The following is a 17,363-nucleotide window of genomic DNA, read 5'->3' on the forward strand; positions in this document are numbered from 1 at the left end:
CCGACACCCGCGGCTGGTCGGAATCGTTCGTACTGACGCCACAGTCGTCCGCGTCACGTTCGCGGGAGAATTTCTCGATCAGCCGCCGGCTGACGGCTTCCTCTATCCTCCGGACTCACGGGGGAATCACTCGACATCGCGCCTGGGAGTAGTTCCCGCCAGTTGATAAATCTACGGGCGGTTCGCGCTACGCACCAGCGTCCGGTCAACACGTGCGACGAGGGGTACGACACCGGAGCCAACCGACAGAACTTTTCACGGGGCACCGCTACGAACGCAGCGTGAACGTACGGGGGACGGTCGTCGAGCCCGGCGCGGTCCGCACCGTCAGCACGCAGTACGGGGACCGCGACCTCGCCGAGGTCCTCGTCCGCCCCGAGGGCGGCGACGACGTGACGGTGACGCTGTGGGGCAAGTGGACCGAGACCGCTGAGTACCTCGAGTCGGGCATGGAACTGCTGGTGACCGACGTCGAGGAGGACGAGTGGAACGGGGAGACGCGGTACGCGACCGGCGAGGAGTCGTACGCCGTCGTCGAACCCTCGTTCCTCGTGAACGTGACCGACGTGCGGTCGTGGGTGCAGTGCCCCCGGATGTACTACCTGAACAAGCTCTCGGGCGTGCCGCTGAACTATCCCGTCGTCAAGGGGACCATCGTCCACGAGGTGTTCGGCGACCTGCTCCGGGGTCGCGACCTCGACGACGCCATCGACGAGCGCGTCGAGGAGGCCGGCCTCGAACTCGGCCTGCTCGGTCGCGAGGCCGACGAGGTCGCTGGCGAGGTGCGGGAGAACGCCCGCGCCATCGAGGGCTGGCTCGAACAGGGCGCGCTCACCGAGGAAGACGCCTGGCGCAGCGAGTACACCCTCATCAGCGAGCGGTTCGGCATCAAGGGACGGGCCGACGCGCTCCGCCGGGGGATGCCCGTCGAACTGAAGACGGGCAAGAACACCAACCGCGACCCGCGGTTCCAGGACAAGATCCAGGCCGCCTGCTACGCGCTCCTGCTGCGCGAGCGCGACGTCCCAGCCGACACGGGGACGCTGCTGTACACGAAGAACTCCGCGCTCGACCGGACCGAGGCGTCGGGCGACCTCTCGCCAGCCAAGGAGTTCTCCCTCGGTCGGGGTCTCCTCGAATTCGTCGTCCGCACGCGCAACGAGATTGCGGCCATGGAGTTCGACAGCGACGTCCCGACGGGCTACGAGGCGGACGCAACCTGCCAGTACTGTTTCGAGCAGGACACCTGCATGGTCGTCTCCGGCCGCCTCGACCAGGAGTCGAAAGCCGGGCAGGTCGGGACGCCCATCCCCGAGGAGGAACGGGAGTACTTCGAGCGCCAGTACCGCGCCGTCGAGGCCGAACGGCGCGAGGTCCACCGCGAGTACGCGAAGCTCTGGGAGCAGACCGCCGAGGAGCGCGCCGACGCCGACAAGGCGCTGGTCGACCTCGAACCCGCAGGACAGGAGGAGATAGCCGGCGAGCGGTGGCGACTGCGCGCCCGCCGCACCGACGACGCCGTCTCGAAGATACGCGAGGGCGACGTCGTGCTCGCCAGCGACGGTCACCCTGTCCGCGGCCACGCGGAACTTGCGCGCGTCGAGCGACTGGGCGACGAGGTGGTCGTCACGACCGACGAACCGGTCGAACTGCGCCGGCTCGACGTCTATCCCTCGGACCTCAACGCCGACCGGATGCTCACCGCGCTCCACGACTGCCTGCTGAAAGGCGACCCGGACCAGAAGGACGTCCTCTTCGGCCGGCGCGAACCGGCGTTCCGGGAACGCGACTCCGACGAGCCGTTCATCGACAACAACGAGAGCCAGAACGCCGCGGTCGAGCTCGCGGTGACCGCCGAGGACTGCGCGCTCGTCCACGGGCCGCCGGGCACGGGCAAGACCTACACCATCGCCCGCACCATCCGGGCGCTCGTCGAGCGCGGCGACCGGGTGCTGCTGTCGGCGTTCACGAACCGCGCGGTCGACAACGCCCTGGAGTCGCTGCGCGAGCAAGGGTTCGAGGACGTCGTCCGCGTCGGCACGGAGACCGGCGTTCGCGAGGACATGCAGGACCTCCGCCTGGAGCGCGGCGGCGACCCCGGCGAGCGCGTCGCCGAACTCCGGGACGCCAGCGTCGTCGCAGCGACGACCGCCACCTGCGGGTCGCGCGTGATGCGCGAACAGGAGTTCGACGTGGCGCTGGTCGACGAGGCCTCACAGCTCACCGAACCCGCCACGCTCGCGGCCGTCAACCTCGCCGACCGGTTCGTGCTGGTCGGCGACCACCACCAGTTGCCGCCGGTCGTCAGGTCGGAGGGCGAGGCAGCGGACGGCACCGGCGATGACGACCCAGGGACGGCCGACCTCTCGCGGTCGCTGTTCCAGCGCCTCGTCGAGCGCTACCCCGACGCGTCGGTGATGCTCGAACGCCAGTACCGCATGGCCCAGCGCATCCAGGCGTTCTCCTCGCGGGAGTTCTACGACGGCGCGCTCCGGCCGGCGAACGGCGAGACGGCGGCCCAGCGCCTCGCCGCGCTGCCGGGCGTCGACGCAAACTCGCTGGGCGGCCTCGCAGACCCCGTCACCTTCGTCGACCCCGCCGGCGAGACGGTCGGCAACACGAACCCGACGGAGGCAGAGCGCGTCCGCGAGGTCGTCGAGCGGTTCGTCGAGGCGGGCGTCGACCGCGAGGACGTCGGCGTCATCGCGCCGTTCCGCGCCCAGGTCGCCGAGATATCCCGACGCGTCCCCGACGCGGTGACGGTCGACACCGTCGACCGCTTCCAGGGGTCGAGCAAGGAGGTCATCGTCGTCTCGTTCGTCGCGACGGGCGACCTCGACAGTCCCATCTTCGAGGACTACCGCCGGGTGAACGTCGCGCTGACGCGGGCGAAGAAGGCGCTCGTCCTGGTTGGCGACGAGGCGGCGCTGCGGTCGCGCGACCTCTACGACCGGATGGTCGACTGGGCGGACGGCGGCTGACGGCCGGGTACGCAGACGCGGACGAGACCGCGTCAGACCTCCGTTCCGTCGCACCGCGTGGCGACGCCGCTGACCGTCGTCCGCAGAGAGGAGGATTTTTGGACCGGGGACGAGAGGCGGGATTATGACACTGGTTCCGGCCCCCCTCACGGACGCCTTGCAGGTCCTCGAAGACGTCGGCGACGAGGGCGTCTTCCCCGGCGTCGTCGTCACGGACCTGTTCGTCGCTGTCCTGCTGGTCGGCGCGGGCTGGTACCTCTCTCGCCTCGCAGTCCAGTTCGCCGGCCGGCCGGTCGCCCGACGGTTCCAGCGCCCCAGCGTCCGGAAGACCATCCTCCGCGGCGTCCGGGGCGTGGTGCTGTTCTTCGCGGCCGCGCTGGCGGCGTCCCGGTTGGGCTTCCGCGCCGGGGACATCCTGCTGTCGGTGACGGTGTTCTCGGCGGTGCTGGGCCTCGTGCTCGCGCCCATCGTCGGGAGCGTCGTCAACGGCCTGTTCGTGCTCGCCGACCAGCCCTACGAGATCGGCGACCTCATCGAACTCGTCGACAACGGGACCCCCGGGGCAGGAACCCGCGGGTACGTCGAGGACATCACGCTCCGGTACACGAAGATATTCACGCTGGAGAACACCTTCCTCGTCATCCCGAACGCGACGATGCGGGAGCGCGACGTCGTCAACTTCTCCGCGGAGGACACGCGGTCGCGGCTGACCCTCGAACTGCTGGTCACCTACGAGGGCGACCTCGACGAGGCGCGCGCCATCATGGAGCGCGCGGCCCGCGAGACGCACGAGGTCATCGAGGGCGGGCCGGACATCCGCATCGGCAGCGCGCGCTACCCGAGTGCGCCCGTCACCCACGTCGAGGAGTACGCCGACCACGGCGTCCTCCTCGCGCTGCGGTTCTGGGTGAAAGATCCCTACTACATCCGCCGCGTGCGCTCGAAGATACAGGAGCGCATCTGGGCGCAACTCGACGACGCCGACGTCGAGATCGCCTACCCCCACTCGCACCTCGTCTTCGACGACACGAGCGGCACCGCACGCGTTTCGGTCGAACCGCAGCGCGGCCCGGCCCCGGACCGGGGTCCGAACGACGCACACGGGGACCCCCCTCGCCGGGACCACCCCGACGAGTTCGACGACCGCACGGAGCAGGGCGGCGAGGTCGGCGACGTCGACCGCCGCTAATCGACGGTGACGAGTTCGCAGTCGGCCTCCTCGCGCAGGTAGGCCTCGACGTCCGGCCCGGAGAAGAGACGTCGGAGCGCCCGACGCCAGCGGCTCGCCTGCTTGCTGCCGACGACGACCACGTCGGCACCCATCGCGACGATCTCGTCCAGGATGGTCTCCTCGACGAGGAACCCCTCCCGGACGACGTACCGGGTGCGGGCGAGCCGGCCGAACTCGCGCTCGACGACCCGGCGGAGGTCGGCCCGGGTGACGTCGCTGTCCCAGTGGTACGGGTCGACGTGGAGCACGGTGAGGGACGCGTCGCGCTCCTCGGCGATGTCGAGAGCAGCGGCGAGCGTCCGCCGCGAATGCTCCGACGGCGGATACCGCACCGGTACGAGGATGCGGGTCATGACCTCCTCCACGTTCCGGTCGCGCGAGTACCTTTCCATCGCCGGACGGCTCGGCCCTCGGTAGCACGTTCCACGGGCGTTCACCGTTCGGCGATACGGTCCTCGACGGACGGGTCGATACCCGTCTCGCGGGCGTACTCGACGAGCGTCTCGTACTGGACCCGTCCGGTCGAGACGCGCTGGGACTCCTCGATGGCGGGGAACTCGTCGTCGGTGTGGAGGACGTAGTCGCTCGTCGCGAGCGTGTACGTCGCCGCCGGGTCGAGCGGGTCGCCGTCGACGCGGAGCGTGTCGACGTCGCCCGTCTCGGGGTTCCACGCGAGTTCGGCACCGCTGACGTGGGCGTGGAACCACCCCTCCTCGGCGAACCCGAGCGAGGGGTCGACCGCCTGCTCGAACGCCCGCCGGAGCTCCGTCCCCGAAAGCTCCGCGACGGCGACCGGCTCCTCGAAGGGGAGCAGGCTCACGAGGTCGGCGACGGTCACCGTCCCCTCGACGGGGTCGCCGCTCCGGATGCCGCCGCTGTTCTGCAGGGCGACGTCGGCACCGGTCGCCCAGCGGTAGGCGTCTGCGACGAAGTTGCCGACGCGGCTCTCGCCGCCGAACAGCGTTGCCTCGGTGCGGACGAGGGGGTCGTCCACCCTGGCGACCACCTCGTCCAGTCCCGCGGCCGCCATGCGCTCGTCGAGTGCGCGCGCGACGGCGTCGTCGCGCGGGGCGGTAGCGGTCTCGTGGCGCGTCGCCGTCCCGACACCCAGGTCGACCTCGACGACCGCTTCGCCGCCGTCGCCCGGTCGCGTCACCAGCGTCCCGTCGACCCGGTCGATGCGGCCCGTCGGGACGTGCCCGCCGAGGACGACGTCGGCGTCGACTGCCCGGGCGAGGTCGTCGTCGCCGCGGCCGAGGTGCGAGAGGACGACGACGTGGTCGACGCCGCGCTCGCGGAGGTCGGCGACGGCGTCCGTCGCCGCGGTGACCGGGTCGGCGAACGTCAGCCCCGTCGCCTCCGGGGTCAACGAGGTGGTCCGGGGCGTCGTGACGCCCGTGAACCCGACGCTGGTGCCGTCGGCCCGGACGACCGCGGTGCGACGCGTCTCGGCGGCGGCGAACCGCTCGCCGTCCGCGCGCACGTTGGCCGTCACCCACGTCTGCGGGGAGTCGGCGACGATGGCCCGCGTCGGCGCTGGTCCGTGGTCGAAGTCGTGGTTCCCGAAGGTGGCCACGTCGGGGTCGACGGCGTCGAAGAAGTCCAGCGCCTGTCGGCCCTCGGTCGCGAGCGCGAGCACACCGGGCGAGGTGTTGTCGCCCGTGCCGACGACGAGGGCGTCCTCGCCGTCCAGTCCGTCGAGCGCGCCGGCGAGACGCCCGATGCGGTCCGGGTCGTCGTAGGCGTTCTCGACGTCGGAGTAGTGGAGGATACGGAGACTCATCGACCGAACCTCCCGGCGTCGGGACGAAAGGTCTTCGACTCGCGCCGAACGTGGATCGTCCGGCGACCGTCTCGATTCGAGGTGACCGATACGTTGATTTGCCCGGCGTGACACCCATTGGGCATGCGGGTTCGAGAGTGGCAGGACATCCTGCAGGACGTCGTCGAGCGAGACGTCGACCCGGACGGGTGGCGCGCGGCCGGTGGCACCCGGGCGGACGGCGTCGGCGAAGACCTCTACGTCGGCCATCCGAGCGCCGGCGTCTACCACCTGAAGACGTACGCCAAGAACCCGTTCGAGGTGCGCGGCGTCGGCGCGCGTGTCGCCCGCAGCCTGGACGACGAGATCGGCTCCTACCTCCCCGAGGAGCGGTCGCGCGAGGGCCGGTTCGCCGTCCAGCATCCGGACGCCGCCCCCGAGGACGAGGACGAGGCCGAGGAGCGCACGAAGCGCCTCGAGGAGACCCTCAGGGCGCACGCGGACGCGCCGACGAACCCCGGCGACCTGTTCGACGACGTGATGGACGTGCTGGACAGCCCCGCCTTCGGACCGATGGAGTACGACAACTACGGCCGCCCCGACTCGGTCGACGAACTCGCGTCGACCTTCGAGGAGGCCGAGGAACTGCTCGACACCGAACTCGACGACCTCATCGACGAGGACGAGGTCGGCAGGGGCTTCCAGTAATCGCGTTCTCCCCCCGACGTTCGACGTGCAGACCGACGAGCAGCGTCGCGGAGCGCCGCTGACACACCGTCTGTGCGGTCATCCGTCGCCCCCTCGGGGCAGTCGAGTCGTCGTTCCCGTGCGCCGGAGCGTCATCCGTTCCACGGCGTCGACGCGTTCGACCCGCTCGATAGCCGCCGGCGTGGCGGTCGCGACGACTACCAGGGACCCCTGGCGCTCGACGGTGACGCCGTCGACATAGCGCAACTGGCTTGTTACGGCGGCTGTCTTCCGGTCGACGCGGCGCTCTATCTCAGCCTCCAGTGCGCGCCTGGACGCCGTGTCGTCGAGACTGTCGTTCACCGCTGCACGGGCGGCGTCGCGGTCGACGTCGGTCACCGCCACCCTGATAGCGACCCGCTCGCCCGTCGCGACCGACCGGAGGTGCTCGTACAGGCCGACGCCGAGTTTGCCGTGCCGCTCGCGGTACGCGCGGTCTGCGCGTCGCTCGACGGCGTCGCGGTCCACGACGGTCCCGTTCGCGGCGACGGATACGCCGTGGACGTCATCTGCGCCGCGCACCTTCGCGTGGTAGTAGCACTCGCCGAGTGCCTCGTAGGACGCGACGGCGTCGTCGAGGACCTCGACGTCCGCCTGGGCCGCCCCGGTCTCGTCGGCCACGTGGTCGAGTGCATGGCCGGGAAGACGACGGTGAACGCCAACGGAGTGACGGAGACTGGAATCGTCGTTTCACCCTCCCGACCGCGAGAGGGCGGGGTTTATGCGCCTGCTCGTCAACCGCCATGCCATGGGGGCCGAGGACACGGTCATCGACTACTACGAGTCGCTCCGTCGCGCCGAGCCGCTGCATCCGTACTTCGCCGAGCGCGACGACGTGGTGAAGTTCGGCATCAGCGAGCGACTGGCGGGGTACGACGCGATCGCCGACGGGCTTCGCGAACAGACGCGGACGACCGAGGACTGGACAGTCGAGAGTACGGCCCTGCGCGTGGTCGAACGCGGCGACGTGGCTCGCTTCTCCGACGACGTCGCGATGGCGTGGACCGACCTGGCGTCGGGCGAGCGCCGCGCCTTCGAGACGCGCTGGAGCGGGACGCTGGAACGGTTCGACGAGGAGTGGTCGTTCACCGGCATGCACGTCAGCGTGCCGCGCGAGCTATAGATGGTCGGGCCGATAACGGACGAGGAGCGAACGGCCGCGATGACGCGCCTGAAGGCGGGCGTCGTCGGACTCGTCGGCGCGTCGGGCGCGCTCGTGGCGCTCTACGGCGACGCCGGACCCATGGGCATCGCCGCGGCGCTCGTCGGCGGCCTGGTCGTCGGCGTGGCGCTGACCTGGTACATCAGCCGCATCATGCGGTGACTGCAAGCCGTCGAGAAGTGAGACGCGGACGGGAAGCGGCAGCGACCGACCTGGCGTCGGGCGAGCCTCCGACGTTGCTACCGCTGGACGCGCGCCAGCCACGTCTCGGGGTGGTCGAGTTCGTGGTCGGTCGGCAGGTTGGCGGGCTCGTCCCACACGCGGGTCGCGGTCGCGACGTCGCTCGCGGCGACGACGGTCTCGAAGAACGCCTTGCCGCGCTCGTACTGCCGCCGCTTCAGGCCGAGGCCCAGCAGGCGGCGGACAAGCTTCGACAGCGGGTTCATCCCGCGTCGGCGTTCCTCTATCTTCCGGCGGAGGTCGGCGTACTCGTCGTCGAACGCCTCGTCCATCAGCAGTTCGGCGTATCCCTCGACGGCGGTCATCGCCGTGTCCAGTTCCTTGAACGCCTCGCGGTCGACCTCGCCGTCGGCCAGTGCGGCGATGCCCGACTCCATGCGCGATTCGAGGTGGTCGGAGAGCCAGGGCGCTGCGCCGAACTCCGCGGCGTGGGTCACCTCGTGGAAGGCGATCCAGCGCCGGAAGCGGTCGAAGTCGGCGTCGAGCATCCCCGCGATGCGCTCTATGTTCGGGTGGACGAAGTAGAGCGCGTGGTCGTCGCCGGCGTCGGTCGGCGAACCCGACTCGGCACCGTCCGCGAGCAACAGCGGGTCGTACTGGCCGAGGACGTTGTTACCGAGCACGGAGAGCATCACCGACATCGTCCCGGTGTTGACGACGCGGGCGACGCCGGGGAACGCCGGCGGACCGTGCTCCTCGAGCGGCGACATCACGCGCCGGAACGTGTCGACGTTGGCGTCGATCCAGTGGTGGCGCGTCTGTATCTCGATGGTGTCCGGCACGTCGAACGCCACGCCCGACACCTCGCGGACGCGGCGGCGCGCCTCACGGACGTCCGTCGCGTAGTCGGACTGCTCGGCCGGCGAGAGGTCGATAGAGCCGGGATCGGTCGCCGCCCTCGCTGCCTCGGCGACGGCGTCCCAGTCTATCGGGCCGGTTCCCGACGCCTCGGTGACGGCCCGGACGCTGCGATAGAGATTCACGGTTCCACGTTGGGTTCGCGCCGACAAAATCCTTCTGTCCTCACGACTGAAATATCGTGCGTGGACGCGTCGGCTGGAGTCGCGGCAGTCGAGATGCCGACTCGGCAGTCCCCACGGCAGTCGTGCTCGCCGCCTCGGCAACTCTGCACGTCACCCCGGCAACCCCTCGTCCGCGTCGCCTGCGTCTCCCCGCCCGCCGCCCCGGGTCGGCGGATCAGGCCGACCGCCGGCGGTTGCGGTACACCGTCAGGCCGATGGCGAGCAGCAGGACGAGCAGCGGTACCAGCTTCCCGGTCATCGGCGGTCCCCCGTCGCTACCGCCGTCGGTCTCGCTCTCGCCGAGCGAGAGCATCGACTCCTCCTCGCCGCCACCGGCGTTGACGTTGACCGTCGGGTCGTGGAAGTGGAGTTCGAGAACCCCCATGCCACACCGTTCGGCGATGCGACCCTTATCGGTTCCGGCGACCGAACTGGGGAGTCGGGAGGTTGAAGGCGCACCGCTTCCCTCTCTCGGTATGGACGAACGACAGCGCGCGTTCCTCGACGAACTGCTCACGACGCCGAGCCCGTCCGGGTTCGAGACGGCGGGCCAGCGCGTCTGGGTGGACTACGTCGACGAGTTCGCGGACGAGGTACGGACGGACGACTACGGCAACGCGGTCGCCGTGGTCGAGGGCGACGGCCCGGAACTGGCGTTCGCGGGCCACGCCGACGAGATCGGGCTCATCGTCTCCGGCATCGACGACGACGGCTTCCTGCGCGTCGGCCGCATCGGCGGGTCCGACCGCACGGTGACGAAGGGCCAGCACGTGGAGATCCACGCGGACGACGGCGTCGTCCCAGGAGTCGTCGGACAGACGGCCATCCACCTCCGCGACGACGATGACGACGACCCCGAAGCGATCGACAAGCAGCACGTCGACGTCGGCGCGACGAGCGAGGAGGACGCCAGCGAACTCGTCGACGTCGGTGACGCCGTCACCGTCACGCAGACCCTGGACGACCTGGCGGGAACCCGGGTCGCGGCCCGTGGGATGGACAACCGCGTCGGGACGTGGACGGCCGCCGAGGCGCTCCGCCGGGCGGCAGAGCGCGACGTCGACGCGACGGTCTACGCCGTCAGCACGGTCCAGGAGGAGGTCGGGCTGAAGGGCGCGAAGATGGTCGGGTTCGACCTGGACCCGGACGCCGTCGTCGCCATCGACGTCACCCACGCGATGGACAGTCCCGACGTGTCACACGACGAGGAGTACATGGACCTCGACGTCGACCTCGGCGGCGGCCCGGTCGTCGCCCGGGGGAGCGCCAACCATCCGAACGTCGTGAGCGCGGTGCGCGCCGCGGCCGACGAGGCCGACGTCCCCATCCAGTTGCAGGCGGCCGGCATCAGGACGGGCACCGACGCGGACGCGTTCTACACCGAGCGCGGCGGTATCCCGTCGCTCAACCTGGGCCTGCCGAACCGCTACATGCACACGCCCGCGGAGGTCGTCGACACGGACGACCTCGACGCGGCGGCCGACCTGCTCGCGGCGTTCGCCGAGCGCGCATCGGGTCGGGACGGGTTCGGCGTCGACCTCTGACGCTGCCTGCCCCGACTCGCATCCGGTACGTTTAAGAATACGACTACTGGGAATGTTGATATGAGTGGACGACCGCTTGATGTGCTCGAAGCATCGCTGAACAGCGAGGTCACGGTCCGGCTGAAAGGCGGTGAGGAGTACACCGGTACGCTGTCCGGGTACGACCAGCACATGAATCTCGTCATCGAGGGGGCGGAGGACGAAGACACAACCATTATACGCGGCGACAACGTCGTTTCCATCAACCCATGACCGGTGCAGGTACGCCCAGCCAGGGGAAGAAGAACAAGACGACGCACGTGAAATGTCGGCGCTGCGGCGAGAAATCCTACCACGTCAAGAAGAAGGTTTGCTCGTCGTGCGGCTTCGGTAAGTCCGCCAAGCGCCGTGACTACGAGTGGGAGAGCAAAGCGGGCGACAGCTAGGCCCTCACTTCTCCTTTCCTCCTACTAACTTCCGGCAGCACCGCGCTGCCGTTCGGTTCTCACGTTCGGGAGCGACAGCCATGCGCCTGTCGCGACCCCCGTAACCACCACTGCCAGCGACGCGAACGCAAACGGCTGGGCAGGGCGTGTGAGACGACGCCGCGTACCCGCGGCCGAGTTATCCACGAACGCGTATAATTTTGGGGCTGCCGGGCGAGAATACGACACGATAACGAGGGTTTTTACTACTGCCCCGTACTACGGGTAGCTATGCCAACTGGCCCGGACGAGGGCTTCGATGGACCGACAGAGAAGTGCGGCGTCGTCGGTACCTCGCTCGCCGACAGGAGCGCTGCACGGCCGCTCTACTACTCGCTGTACGCCCTCCAGCACCGCGGCCAGGAGTCGGCGGGTATCGTCACCCACGACGGGTTCCAGCAGCACAGCCACGTCGAGATGGGGCTCGTCGGCGACGCGTTCGACGAAGACGACATCGCCGGCCTCAACGGCAGCGCCGGCATCGGCCACGTCCGCTACCCGACGGCGGGCAGCGTCGACAAGAGTTGCGCGCAGCCGTTCACCGTCTCGTTCAAGAGCGGGTCGCTCGCGCTGTCGCACAACGGCAACCTCGTCAACTCCGACGAGATACGGGAGGAACTGGCCGCCCAGGGGCACGCGTTCACCTCCGACGGCGACACGGAGGTCATCGCCCACGACCTCGCCCGCAACCTCCTGGAGGAGGACCTCGTCCGCGCGGTCAAGCGCACGATGGAGCGCATCCACGGGTCCTACTCGCTGACCATCATGCACGACGAGACGGTGCTCGGCGTCCGCGACCCGGCGGGCAACCGCCCGCTCGTCATCGGCGAGGTCGACGACGGCTACGTCATCGCCAGCGAGTCCGCGGCCATCGACACCATCGACGGCGAACTCGTCCGGGACGTCAGGCCGGGCGAACTCGTCGTCCTCCGACCGGACGGCGAGGGCTACGACACGTACCAGCTCGTCGAGCGCGAGCGGACCGCCCACTGCTTCTTCGAGCACGTCTACTTCTCGCGCCCGGACAGCGTCATCGACGGCGGCCTCGTCTACGAGGTGCGACGCGAGCTCGGTCGCAAGCTCTGGGACGAGAGCGGCATCGACACCGACGTCGTGATGCCGGTGCCCGACTCCGGTCGGGCGTTCGCCTCGGGGTACGCCGAGGCGGCCCAGGAGGCTGACGCCGGCGTCGAGTTCGCCGAGGGGCTGATGAAGAACCGCTACGTCGGCCGGACCTTCATCATGCCGACCCAGGACGAGCGCGAGCGCGCCGTCCGCCTGAAGCTCAACCCAATCAAGAGCACGGTCGAGGGCAAGACGGTGACGCTCATCGACGACAGCATCGTCCGCGGCACCACCTCGAACCAGCTCGTCCAGCTACTCAAGGACTGCGGGGCCGAGGAGGTCCACCTGCGCATCGGCGCGCCGCCCATCGTCGCGCCGTGCTACCTCGGCATCAACATGGCGACCCGCGAGGAACTCATCGCTTCCGACAAGACGGTCGAGGAGATCGGCGAGACAATCGACGCCGACAGCCTCCAGTACCTCTCGACGGAAGCCGTCGCTGCGGCGCTGGACGCCGACCGGGCCGACCTCTGTATGGGCTGTGTCACCGGCGAGTACCCCTACGACATCGAGGGCGAGGAGACCGACCGCGACGTCTCCCGCCCCGTCATCGAGGGGAGCGAGACGGCGAGCGCGGACGACTGAGCGGCGACCAGAACGGAGACAGGACGGTTCTCCACCGCGGCGGCCACGACCCCGGCCGGTCAGTACACGACGTACAGCAGCAGGTAGACGACGACGCCCAGGAAGAACGACGTCAGCCACAGCGAGGCGGCCACGCGACCCACCCGGGGGTGGTCGGTGCTGGGCAGCGCCCCGACGGGGCGGGTCAGCGCCAGCAGCAGGACGTAGTACAGCAGCGGGATGCAGATCACGGCCAGGATGATGTGAACCGCCAGCAGCGGCAGGTAGACGAACTGGTAGACGACGTCCGGTCCCGGGAACGGTGCCGGACCCTCCAGTGCGACCCGGTACAGGTACAGCGCGAGGAACGCGACGAACAGCACCACGCCCGTGAGCATCCCGACCCGGTGCCGGGTGACGTTGCCGCGCCGGACGTCGCGCCACGCGTTCGCGATGACGCCGATGGCGACGACGCTGACGGCCGCGTTGACGTGCGGGATGGCTTCGATGACGGAGTCGGGAGCGTGCGGGAGCGCCCACGACGGGACGACGCCGAGCGCGGCGGCGAACACGAGCGCCAGCGAGACGATCGACAGGACCGTGGTGAGTTCGACCACGTTGTTCCGGGCTGTCGGCTCCATGCGTCGACCTTGGGACTCACCCGACATACGCGTTACTTACCGCGACGAGCGAATCGCGGGGGTGGGCGAGCGGGCGGCGTCGGGTCGACCGCGCCTCCGGGACGGTACAGCCCCGCTTCCCTCGTGTGAATGTCTCCCGACGGGCGCGTAAATGAAAGGCCTTTTATCGGGGCACCATCTACGAATGAGTGCGGAAAGTGAACGCGAGCGTGGGTAGCCAAGCTAGGCCAACGGCGCAGCGTTGAGGGCGCTGTCCCGTAGGGGTCCGCCGGTTCAAATCCGGTCCCACGCATCGCACGCGTGGCCTCGCCACGCGACACACGATGCAGGTGCCCTCCCACATCGGGACTGCACCCACGCACAATCCTACCGGAACTACTTCGACCAGTCGCGACTGTTCCTGGCGGCCTGTGACCACGCCGCCAGCGGTGCTTCCGCTCAGAGTCGGATATACGCGTAGCCGTCGTCCTGGAGTCGCGTCAGTTCGCCGACGCCGGAGGAGACGACGTCGACCTCGTCGAGCAGTTCCGACCCGTCGACCGCCGGACTCCGCAGCGCGTTGCTGCACGCGGCGTACCGGACGCCGCGGTCGAGGAGCGGTGCCACGTCGGCCGCGACGTCGGCGTCTCGTTCGAGCGTCGCGATGGCCTCGCCGACGTCGAGCACGACAGCGACCGCGTCGACGTCGAGCGTGTCGTCGGCGAGCAGGTTCTCGACCTTCGGGACGGATATCTCTACCGCGCGTGGCGTCGAGACGTGGAAGACGGTCTGCATGCCGACGCCTGTCGGCGAGGTGGAGAAGGCGTTCCGGTCAGTCGTCCTGCTGGGTGGCGATGCGGTCGCGCCACCCCGGGGGGATGGGGATGGTCTCGCCCGTCTCGGGGTCGACGGTGATCTGGACGACGTTCGCGGTGGCCGCCACCGCGCCGTCGGCGAGGATCTCGTGATCCATCGAGATGCTCTTCTCGCCGAGTTCGGCGATCTCGGTGGTTACGGCGACGTCGTCGTCGAGCGTGATGGGCCGCTCGTAGTCGATCTCCAGGTGGGCGATGACGCCGCCCGCCTCCTCGAGCGGGACGCCGGCGACGGTCTCGAAGTAGTCGAGGCGCGCCTGTTCGATGAAGGTGGCGTAGACGGCGTTGTTGACGTGCCCCATCGTGTCGAGGTCGCGGTACCGCAACTCGACGTCGGTCGTGTAACCCGAGTCGTCCATAGCACCGATTGACTCGACGGGGTACATCGGCCTGTCGGTTCGGGCCGACGACGGTGGGTTCGACAGCCGACGACGCCTCAGACCGGGTCTGTCTCGTGGAGGAACGTCTGCACCTCGACGGTCCGGCCCTCGGGGTCGTCGGCGAAGAACTGGTAGATGTCGTAGCGCTCGTTCTCCACGGGGTCGCCGCGCGCGCGGTCGGCCAGACGCTCGTGGAGCGCGTCCACGCCCGCGCGGTCGTCGACGACGAACGTGAGGGTGCCGTCGGTGTCGGCGGTTTCCCGCTCGCAGAAGCCAAAGAGCATGTTGTCGTACTGCAGGATGGTGCAGTCGGGCTGTTCGAGCCAGACCGTCGCGTCGAGACGGTCGGCGTAGAACCCGACGGTTCGCTCGCGGTCCTCGCTGGCGAAGAAGACGACGCCGCTCATGGTCGCCCGGACGGACGACGCGACGAAAAGCCTACTCGTTTTCGACCATCACGTCCGTCGCCTTCACGACCGCGGACACCTGGTCGCCGACCTCGACGTCGAGGTTCTCGACCGACCGTCGGGTGACGACTGCGGTGACCGTCTCGCCGTCGCCGACGTCGATGGACACCTCCGCTGCGACGCCGTCGGTCTCCACGTTCGTCACCTCGCCCCCGAGTTCGTTGCGTGCGCTGAGCATGGCCACGGTCACGACGACGCTCGCGCGGATAACCGTTCGGGCAGACGATTGACGAACGCCGCCGCTGACGCGACCCGCCGAGGCCAGAACGGAGTGAACGGGCGTGAAACGGCTCGAAAGCGGCCGTATCGACGGCCTGGCACGGGTTATAGGGGGACAGGCTGTGCATAACAAAGGGCGCGAGCGCCGTCCGCGGAGACGAGTTGATGGTGGAGACGCACACACACCGACTGGAGAAGGGTGTGCTGGCGGCGGGATTCGTCGCGCTCGCGGTCGGTGTTGCGGCGGCACACGCCAGTCCCGCGACGGGGTACGAGCTGTCGATTTACCGGGCGACGCCGCCGCTCTTCTGGGGTGGCATCGGCGTCGCGCTGGTCGCAGGCGTCGGCGTCGCCCACTCGTCGACGGACTGGCGGCGGTGTCTCGCACTGCTGCTCGGCGGGGGTGCGACGCTCGCCGTCGTCGCGCTCCCGCTGCTCCGCGGGTACTACTTCATGGGCGCGGGCGACGCGCTGACGCACCTCGGGTGGGCGAAGGACGTCGCCGCCGGACGGATGGCCGCGTCCGAGTTGCTCTACCCGGGGACGCACACGGTCGGCGTCGTCCTCAGCGAGGCGACGGGGCTGCCGCTGCGCGACGGCCTGCTGCTCGCGGTCGTCGCGTTCGCGCTGACGTACCTCCTCTTCGTTCCGCTGACGGTCCGTGCAGTCACGGGCGACCGGCGTGCGACGACGTTCGCGGCGCTCGCCGGGTTCCTCCTGCTGCCGATCGACGGCATCAGCGTGTTCAACCTCGTACATCCGACGTCGCAGGCGATCCTCTTCGTCCCCGTGCTGGTCTACCTCGCGACGAAGTACGTGACCAACGCCGAGGCGTCGCGAGTCCCGCCGTTCGGCTCCGCCACCGGCTGTCTGCTCGCGCTGTCGTCCATCACTCTCGTGCTCGTCCACCCCCAGCAGGCCGTCAACGCCGCCCTGCTGTTCGGTGGCGTCGCCGCCGTGCAGTTCGCCTACCGACGGTTCAGCGGCGGTCACGCCATCGCCCGTCACCGCCCGCTGTACGGCCAGACGGCGTTGCTGCTCGTCGCCGTTCTCGCGTGGGCGTCGCGCCACGAGCTCTCCGCGGGTTCGCCCCGGGCGCTGGCCGGCCGCCTCGTGACGAACACGCCGACCGGGTCGGACGTCGGCCTCTCCCAGATCGGCGGCAGTCTCCAGGGGCTGTTCCTGAAGGTGTTCCTCGTCAGCGCCGTCGTCGGCGCGCTGGCCGTGGCGTTCGTCTGCGCCGGCCTGTTCGGGCGGGTCCGCGACACCGACGCGAGCACCTTCACCAAGTACCTCGCCGTCGGGCTGGTGCCGCTGTCCGTCCTGTTCGCCGTCTTCCTGGGGTCGGGCTCCTCGCAGTTTCACTTCCGCGTCCTCGGATTCGTCATGGTGCCGCTGACGATGCTGGCCGGCGTCGCCGTCGCTCGCGGCCTCGACCTCGTCGAGGCGGGCACGGGCGACGGCGGTGCAGTCACGCGGTCCGTGAGCGCCGCCGTCCTCGTACTGCTCGCGCTCTCGGTCCCGACGCTGTACCACTCGCCGTACACGCACCAGGCGTCCGGGCAGGTCACGGAGGCGAGGATGACGGGCTACGCGACGGCGTTCGACCACCGTGGCGACGCGCAGTTCGGCGGCCTGCGGTCGACCGCCGAGCGCTACGCGGCCGGCGTGCTCGGCGACGAGCGGAGCAGACGCACCGACGTCACGGGGGCGGTGGTGGACGGAAGCGCGGCGAACGCGACGGGCGAGAACTTCACGGCCGGTGGCGTCGCCGGGTTCTACGACGGTCCCCGGTACCTGCCGCTGACGACGGCGACCCGCCAGCGCGAACTGGCGGTGTACGACGGATCGCGCTTCCCCGCTCGCGGGTTCCGGACGCTCGCGAGCAGTCCCGCCGTCTCGCGCGTCCAGTCCTGCGGTGGGTTCCGGCTGTACCACCTGAACGGGAGCGAGCGATAAC

The 17,363-nt window shown here is 69.7% G+C and carries 20 protein-coding genes and 1 tRNA gene; 11 read left to right on the plus strand and 10 right to left on the minus strand.

What is annotated here, in order from left to right:
• Nucleotides 1-281 precede the first annotated feature (281 nt).
• Both NKT36_RS02310 and NKT36_RS02315 read left to right on the plus strand, forming a co-directional pair.
• Complete coding sequence (locus NKT36_RS02310; RefSeq protein ID WP_327052335.1) at nucleotides 282-2,981, plus strand: AAA domain-containing protein; 2,700 nt, start codon at nucleotides 282-284, stop codon at nucleotides 2,979-2,981.
• Between the two features lie 124 nt (nucleotides 2,982-3,105).
• Nucleotides 3,106-4,170: a mechanosensitive ion channel family protein gene (locus NKT36_RS02315; RefSeq protein WP_327052336.1), complete on the plus strand. Its 1,065-nt coding sequence runs from the start codon at nucleotides 3,106-3,108 to the stop codon at nucleotides 4,168-4,170.
• Here the strand turns inward: NKT36_RS02315 and NKT36_RS02320 are convergent.
• Both NKT36_RS02320 and NKT36_RS02325 read right to left on the minus strand, forming a co-directional pair.
• The gene (locus NKT36_RS02320; RefSeq protein ID WP_327053416.1) at nucleotides 4,167-4,565 is read right to left on the minus strand and encodes a universal stress protein; all 399 of its coding nucleotides are present in this window, start codon (nucleotides 4,563-4,565) and stop codon (nucleotides 4,167-4,169) included. The two genes, NKT36_RS02315 and NKT36_RS02320, sit on opposite strands and share 4 nt — an antisense overlap.
• A gap of 80 nt (nucleotides 4,566-4,645) precedes the next feature.
• A complete protein-coding gene (locus tag NKT36_RS02325; RefSeq protein WP_327052337.1) occupies nucleotides 4,646-5,995 on the minus strand; it encodes a bifunctional metallophosphatase/5'-nucleotidase in 1,350 nt (449 codons plus the stop codon).
• 123 nt (nucleotides 5,996-6,118) lie between these two features.
• Here NKT36_RS02325 and NKT36_RS02330 point away from each other — a divergent pair, with 123 nt between their 5' ends.
• On the plus strand, nucleotides 6,119-6,682 hold the full coding sequence (locus tag NKT36_RS02330) for a hypothetical protein (RefSeq protein WP_327052338.1): 564 nt from the start codon (nucleotides 6,119-6,121) through the stop codon (nucleotides 6,680-6,682).
• Between the two features lie 78 nt (nucleotides 6,683-6,760).
• On the opposite strand, the gene NKT36_RS02335 is transcribed toward NKT36_RS02330, so the two are convergent.
• On the minus strand, nucleotides 6,761-7,342 hold the full coding sequence (locus tag NKT36_RS02335; RefSeq protein ID WP_327052339.1) for a hypothetical protein: 582 nt from the start codon (nucleotides 7,340-7,342) through the stop codon (nucleotides 6,761-6,763).
• 127 nt (nucleotides 7,343-7,469) lie between these two features.
• Between NKT36_RS02335 and NKT36_RS02340 the strand changes: the two genes are divergently transcribed.
• Both NKT36_RS02340 and NKT36_RS02345 read left to right on the plus strand, forming a co-directional pair.
• Nucleotides 7,470-7,844, plus strand: a complete 375-nt coding sequence (locus tag NKT36_RS02340; protein ID WP_327052340.1) for an AtzH-like domain-containing protein — start codon at nucleotides 7,470-7,472, stop codon at nucleotides 7,842-7,844.
• The gene (locus NKT36_RS02345) at nucleotides 7,845-8,045 is read left to right on the plus strand and encodes a hypothetical protein (protein ID WP_327052341.1); all 201 of its coding nucleotides are present in this window, start codon (nucleotides 7,845-7,847) and stop codon (nucleotides 8,043-8,045) included. It begins immediately after the preceding gene.
• A gap of 77 nt (nucleotides 8,046-8,122) precedes the next feature.
• Here NKT36_RS02345 and NKT36_RS02350 read toward each other — a convergent pair whose 3' ends face one another.
• Nucleotides 8,123-9,106: a zinc-dependent metalloprotease gene (locus tag NKT36_RS02350; protein ID WP_327052342.1), complete on the minus strand. Its 984-nt coding sequence runs from the start codon at nucleotides 9,104-9,106 to the stop codon at nucleotides 8,123-8,125.
• A 214-nt stretch (nucleotides 9,107-9,320) separates the two neighbouring features.
• Complete coding sequence (locus NKT36_RS02355) at nucleotides 9,321-9,530, minus strand: hypothetical protein (RefSeq protein WP_327052343.1); 210 nt, start codon at nucleotides 9,528-9,530, stop codon at nucleotides 9,321-9,323.
• A gap of 91 nt (nucleotides 9,531-9,621) precedes the next feature.
• On the opposite strand from NKT36_RS02355, the gene NKT36_RS02360 reads away from it, so the two are divergent.
• The 4 genes from NKT36_RS02360 (at nucleotide 9,622) to purF (ending at nucleotide 12,863) form a co-directional block, all read left to right on the plus strand.
• On the plus strand, nucleotides 9,622-10,689 hold the full coding sequence (locus NKT36_RS02360; protein WP_327052344.1) for a M20/M25/M40 family metallo-hydrolase: 1,068 nt from the start codon (nucleotides 9,622-9,624) through the stop codon (nucleotides 10,687-10,689).
• Between the two features lie 60 nt (nucleotides 10,690-10,749).
• Nucleotides 10,750-10,941 carry an LSM domain-containing protein gene (locus tag NKT36_RS02365; protein ID WP_327052345.1) on the plus strand — a complete coding sequence of 64 codons (192 nt, stop codon included), beginning with the start codon at nucleotides 10,750-10,752 and terminating at the stop codon, nucleotides 10,939-10,941.
• Nucleotides 10,938-11,114, plus strand: coding sequence for a 50S ribosomal protein L37e (locus tag NKT36_RS02370; protein ID WP_327052346.1), 177 nt, complete (start codon nucleotides 10,938-10,940; stop codon nucleotides 11,112-11,114). The genes NKT36_RS02365 and NKT36_RS02370 overlap by 4 nt, the downstream gene beginning before the upstream one ends.
• A 270-nt stretch (nucleotides 11,115-11,384) precedes the next feature.
• Entirely contained in the window at nucleotides 11,385-12,863 is a 1,479-nt protein-coding gene (gene purF / locus NKT36_RS02375; RefSeq protein ID WP_327052347.1) for an amidophosphoribosyltransferase, read from the plus strand.
• Nucleotides 12,864-12,922: 59 nt separating this feature from the next.
• Here purF and NKT36_RS02380 read toward each other — a convergent pair whose 3' ends face one another.
• Nucleotides 12,923-13,483, minus strand: coding sequence for a DUF420 domain-containing protein (locus NKT36_RS02380; protein ID WP_327052348.1), 561 nt, complete (start codon nucleotides 13,481-13,483; stop codon nucleotides 12,923-12,925).
• 207 nt (nucleotides 13,484-13,690) lie between these two features.
• Between NKT36_RS02380 and NKT36_RS02385 the strand changes: the two genes are divergently transcribed.
• Nucleotides 13,691-13,775 (plus strand) — tRNA-Leu (locus tag NKT36_RS02385).
• A gap of 146 nt (nucleotides 13,776-13,921) precedes the next feature.
• On the opposite strand, the gene NKT36_RS02390 is transcribed toward NKT36_RS02385, so the two are convergent.
• The 4 genes from NKT36_RS02390 to NKT36_RS02405 all read right to left on the minus strand — a co-directional run bounded on the left by NKT36_RS02390 (nucleotide 13,922) and on the right by NKT36_RS02405 (nucleotide 15,362).
• Nucleotides 13,922-14,257, minus strand: coding sequence for a DsrE family protein (locus tag NKT36_RS02390; protein WP_327052349.1), 336 nt, complete (start codon nucleotides 14,255-14,257; stop codon nucleotides 13,922-13,924).
• A 37-nt stretch (nucleotides 14,258-14,294) separates the two neighbouring features.
• Nucleotides 14,295-14,696, minus strand: a complete 402-nt coding sequence (locus tag NKT36_RS02395; RefSeq protein WP_327052350.1) for an acyl-CoA thioesterase — start codon at nucleotides 14,694-14,696, stop codon at nucleotides 14,295-14,297.
• Nucleotides 14,697-14,773: 77 nt separating this feature from the next.
• Nucleotides 14,774-15,124 carry a VOC family protein gene (locus NKT36_RS02400; protein ID WP_327052351.1) on the minus strand — a complete coding sequence of 117 codons (351 nt, stop codon included), beginning with the start codon at nucleotides 15,122-15,124 and terminating at the stop codon, nucleotides 14,774-14,776.
• 31 nt (nucleotides 15,125-15,155) lie between these two features.
• Entirely contained in the window at nucleotides 15,156-15,362 is a 207-nt protein-coding gene (locus NKT36_RS02405; protein ID WP_327052352.1) for a TOBE domain-containing protein, read from the minus strand.
• Nucleotides 15,363-15,568: 206 nt separating this feature from the next.
• Between NKT36_RS02405 and NKT36_RS02410 the strand changes: the two genes are divergently transcribed.
• Entirely contained in the window at nucleotides 15,569-17,362 is a 1,794-nt protein-coding gene (locus NKT36_RS02410; RefSeq protein WP_327052353.1) for a hypothetical protein, read from the plus strand.
• Nucleotide 17,363 lies beyond the last annotated feature (1 nt).

Source organism: Halomicrococcus gelatinilyticus (assembly GCA_024227995.1).
GTDB lineage: Archaea > Halobacteriota > Halobacteria > Halobacteriales > Haladaptataceae > Halomicrococcus > Halomicrococcus gelatinilyticus.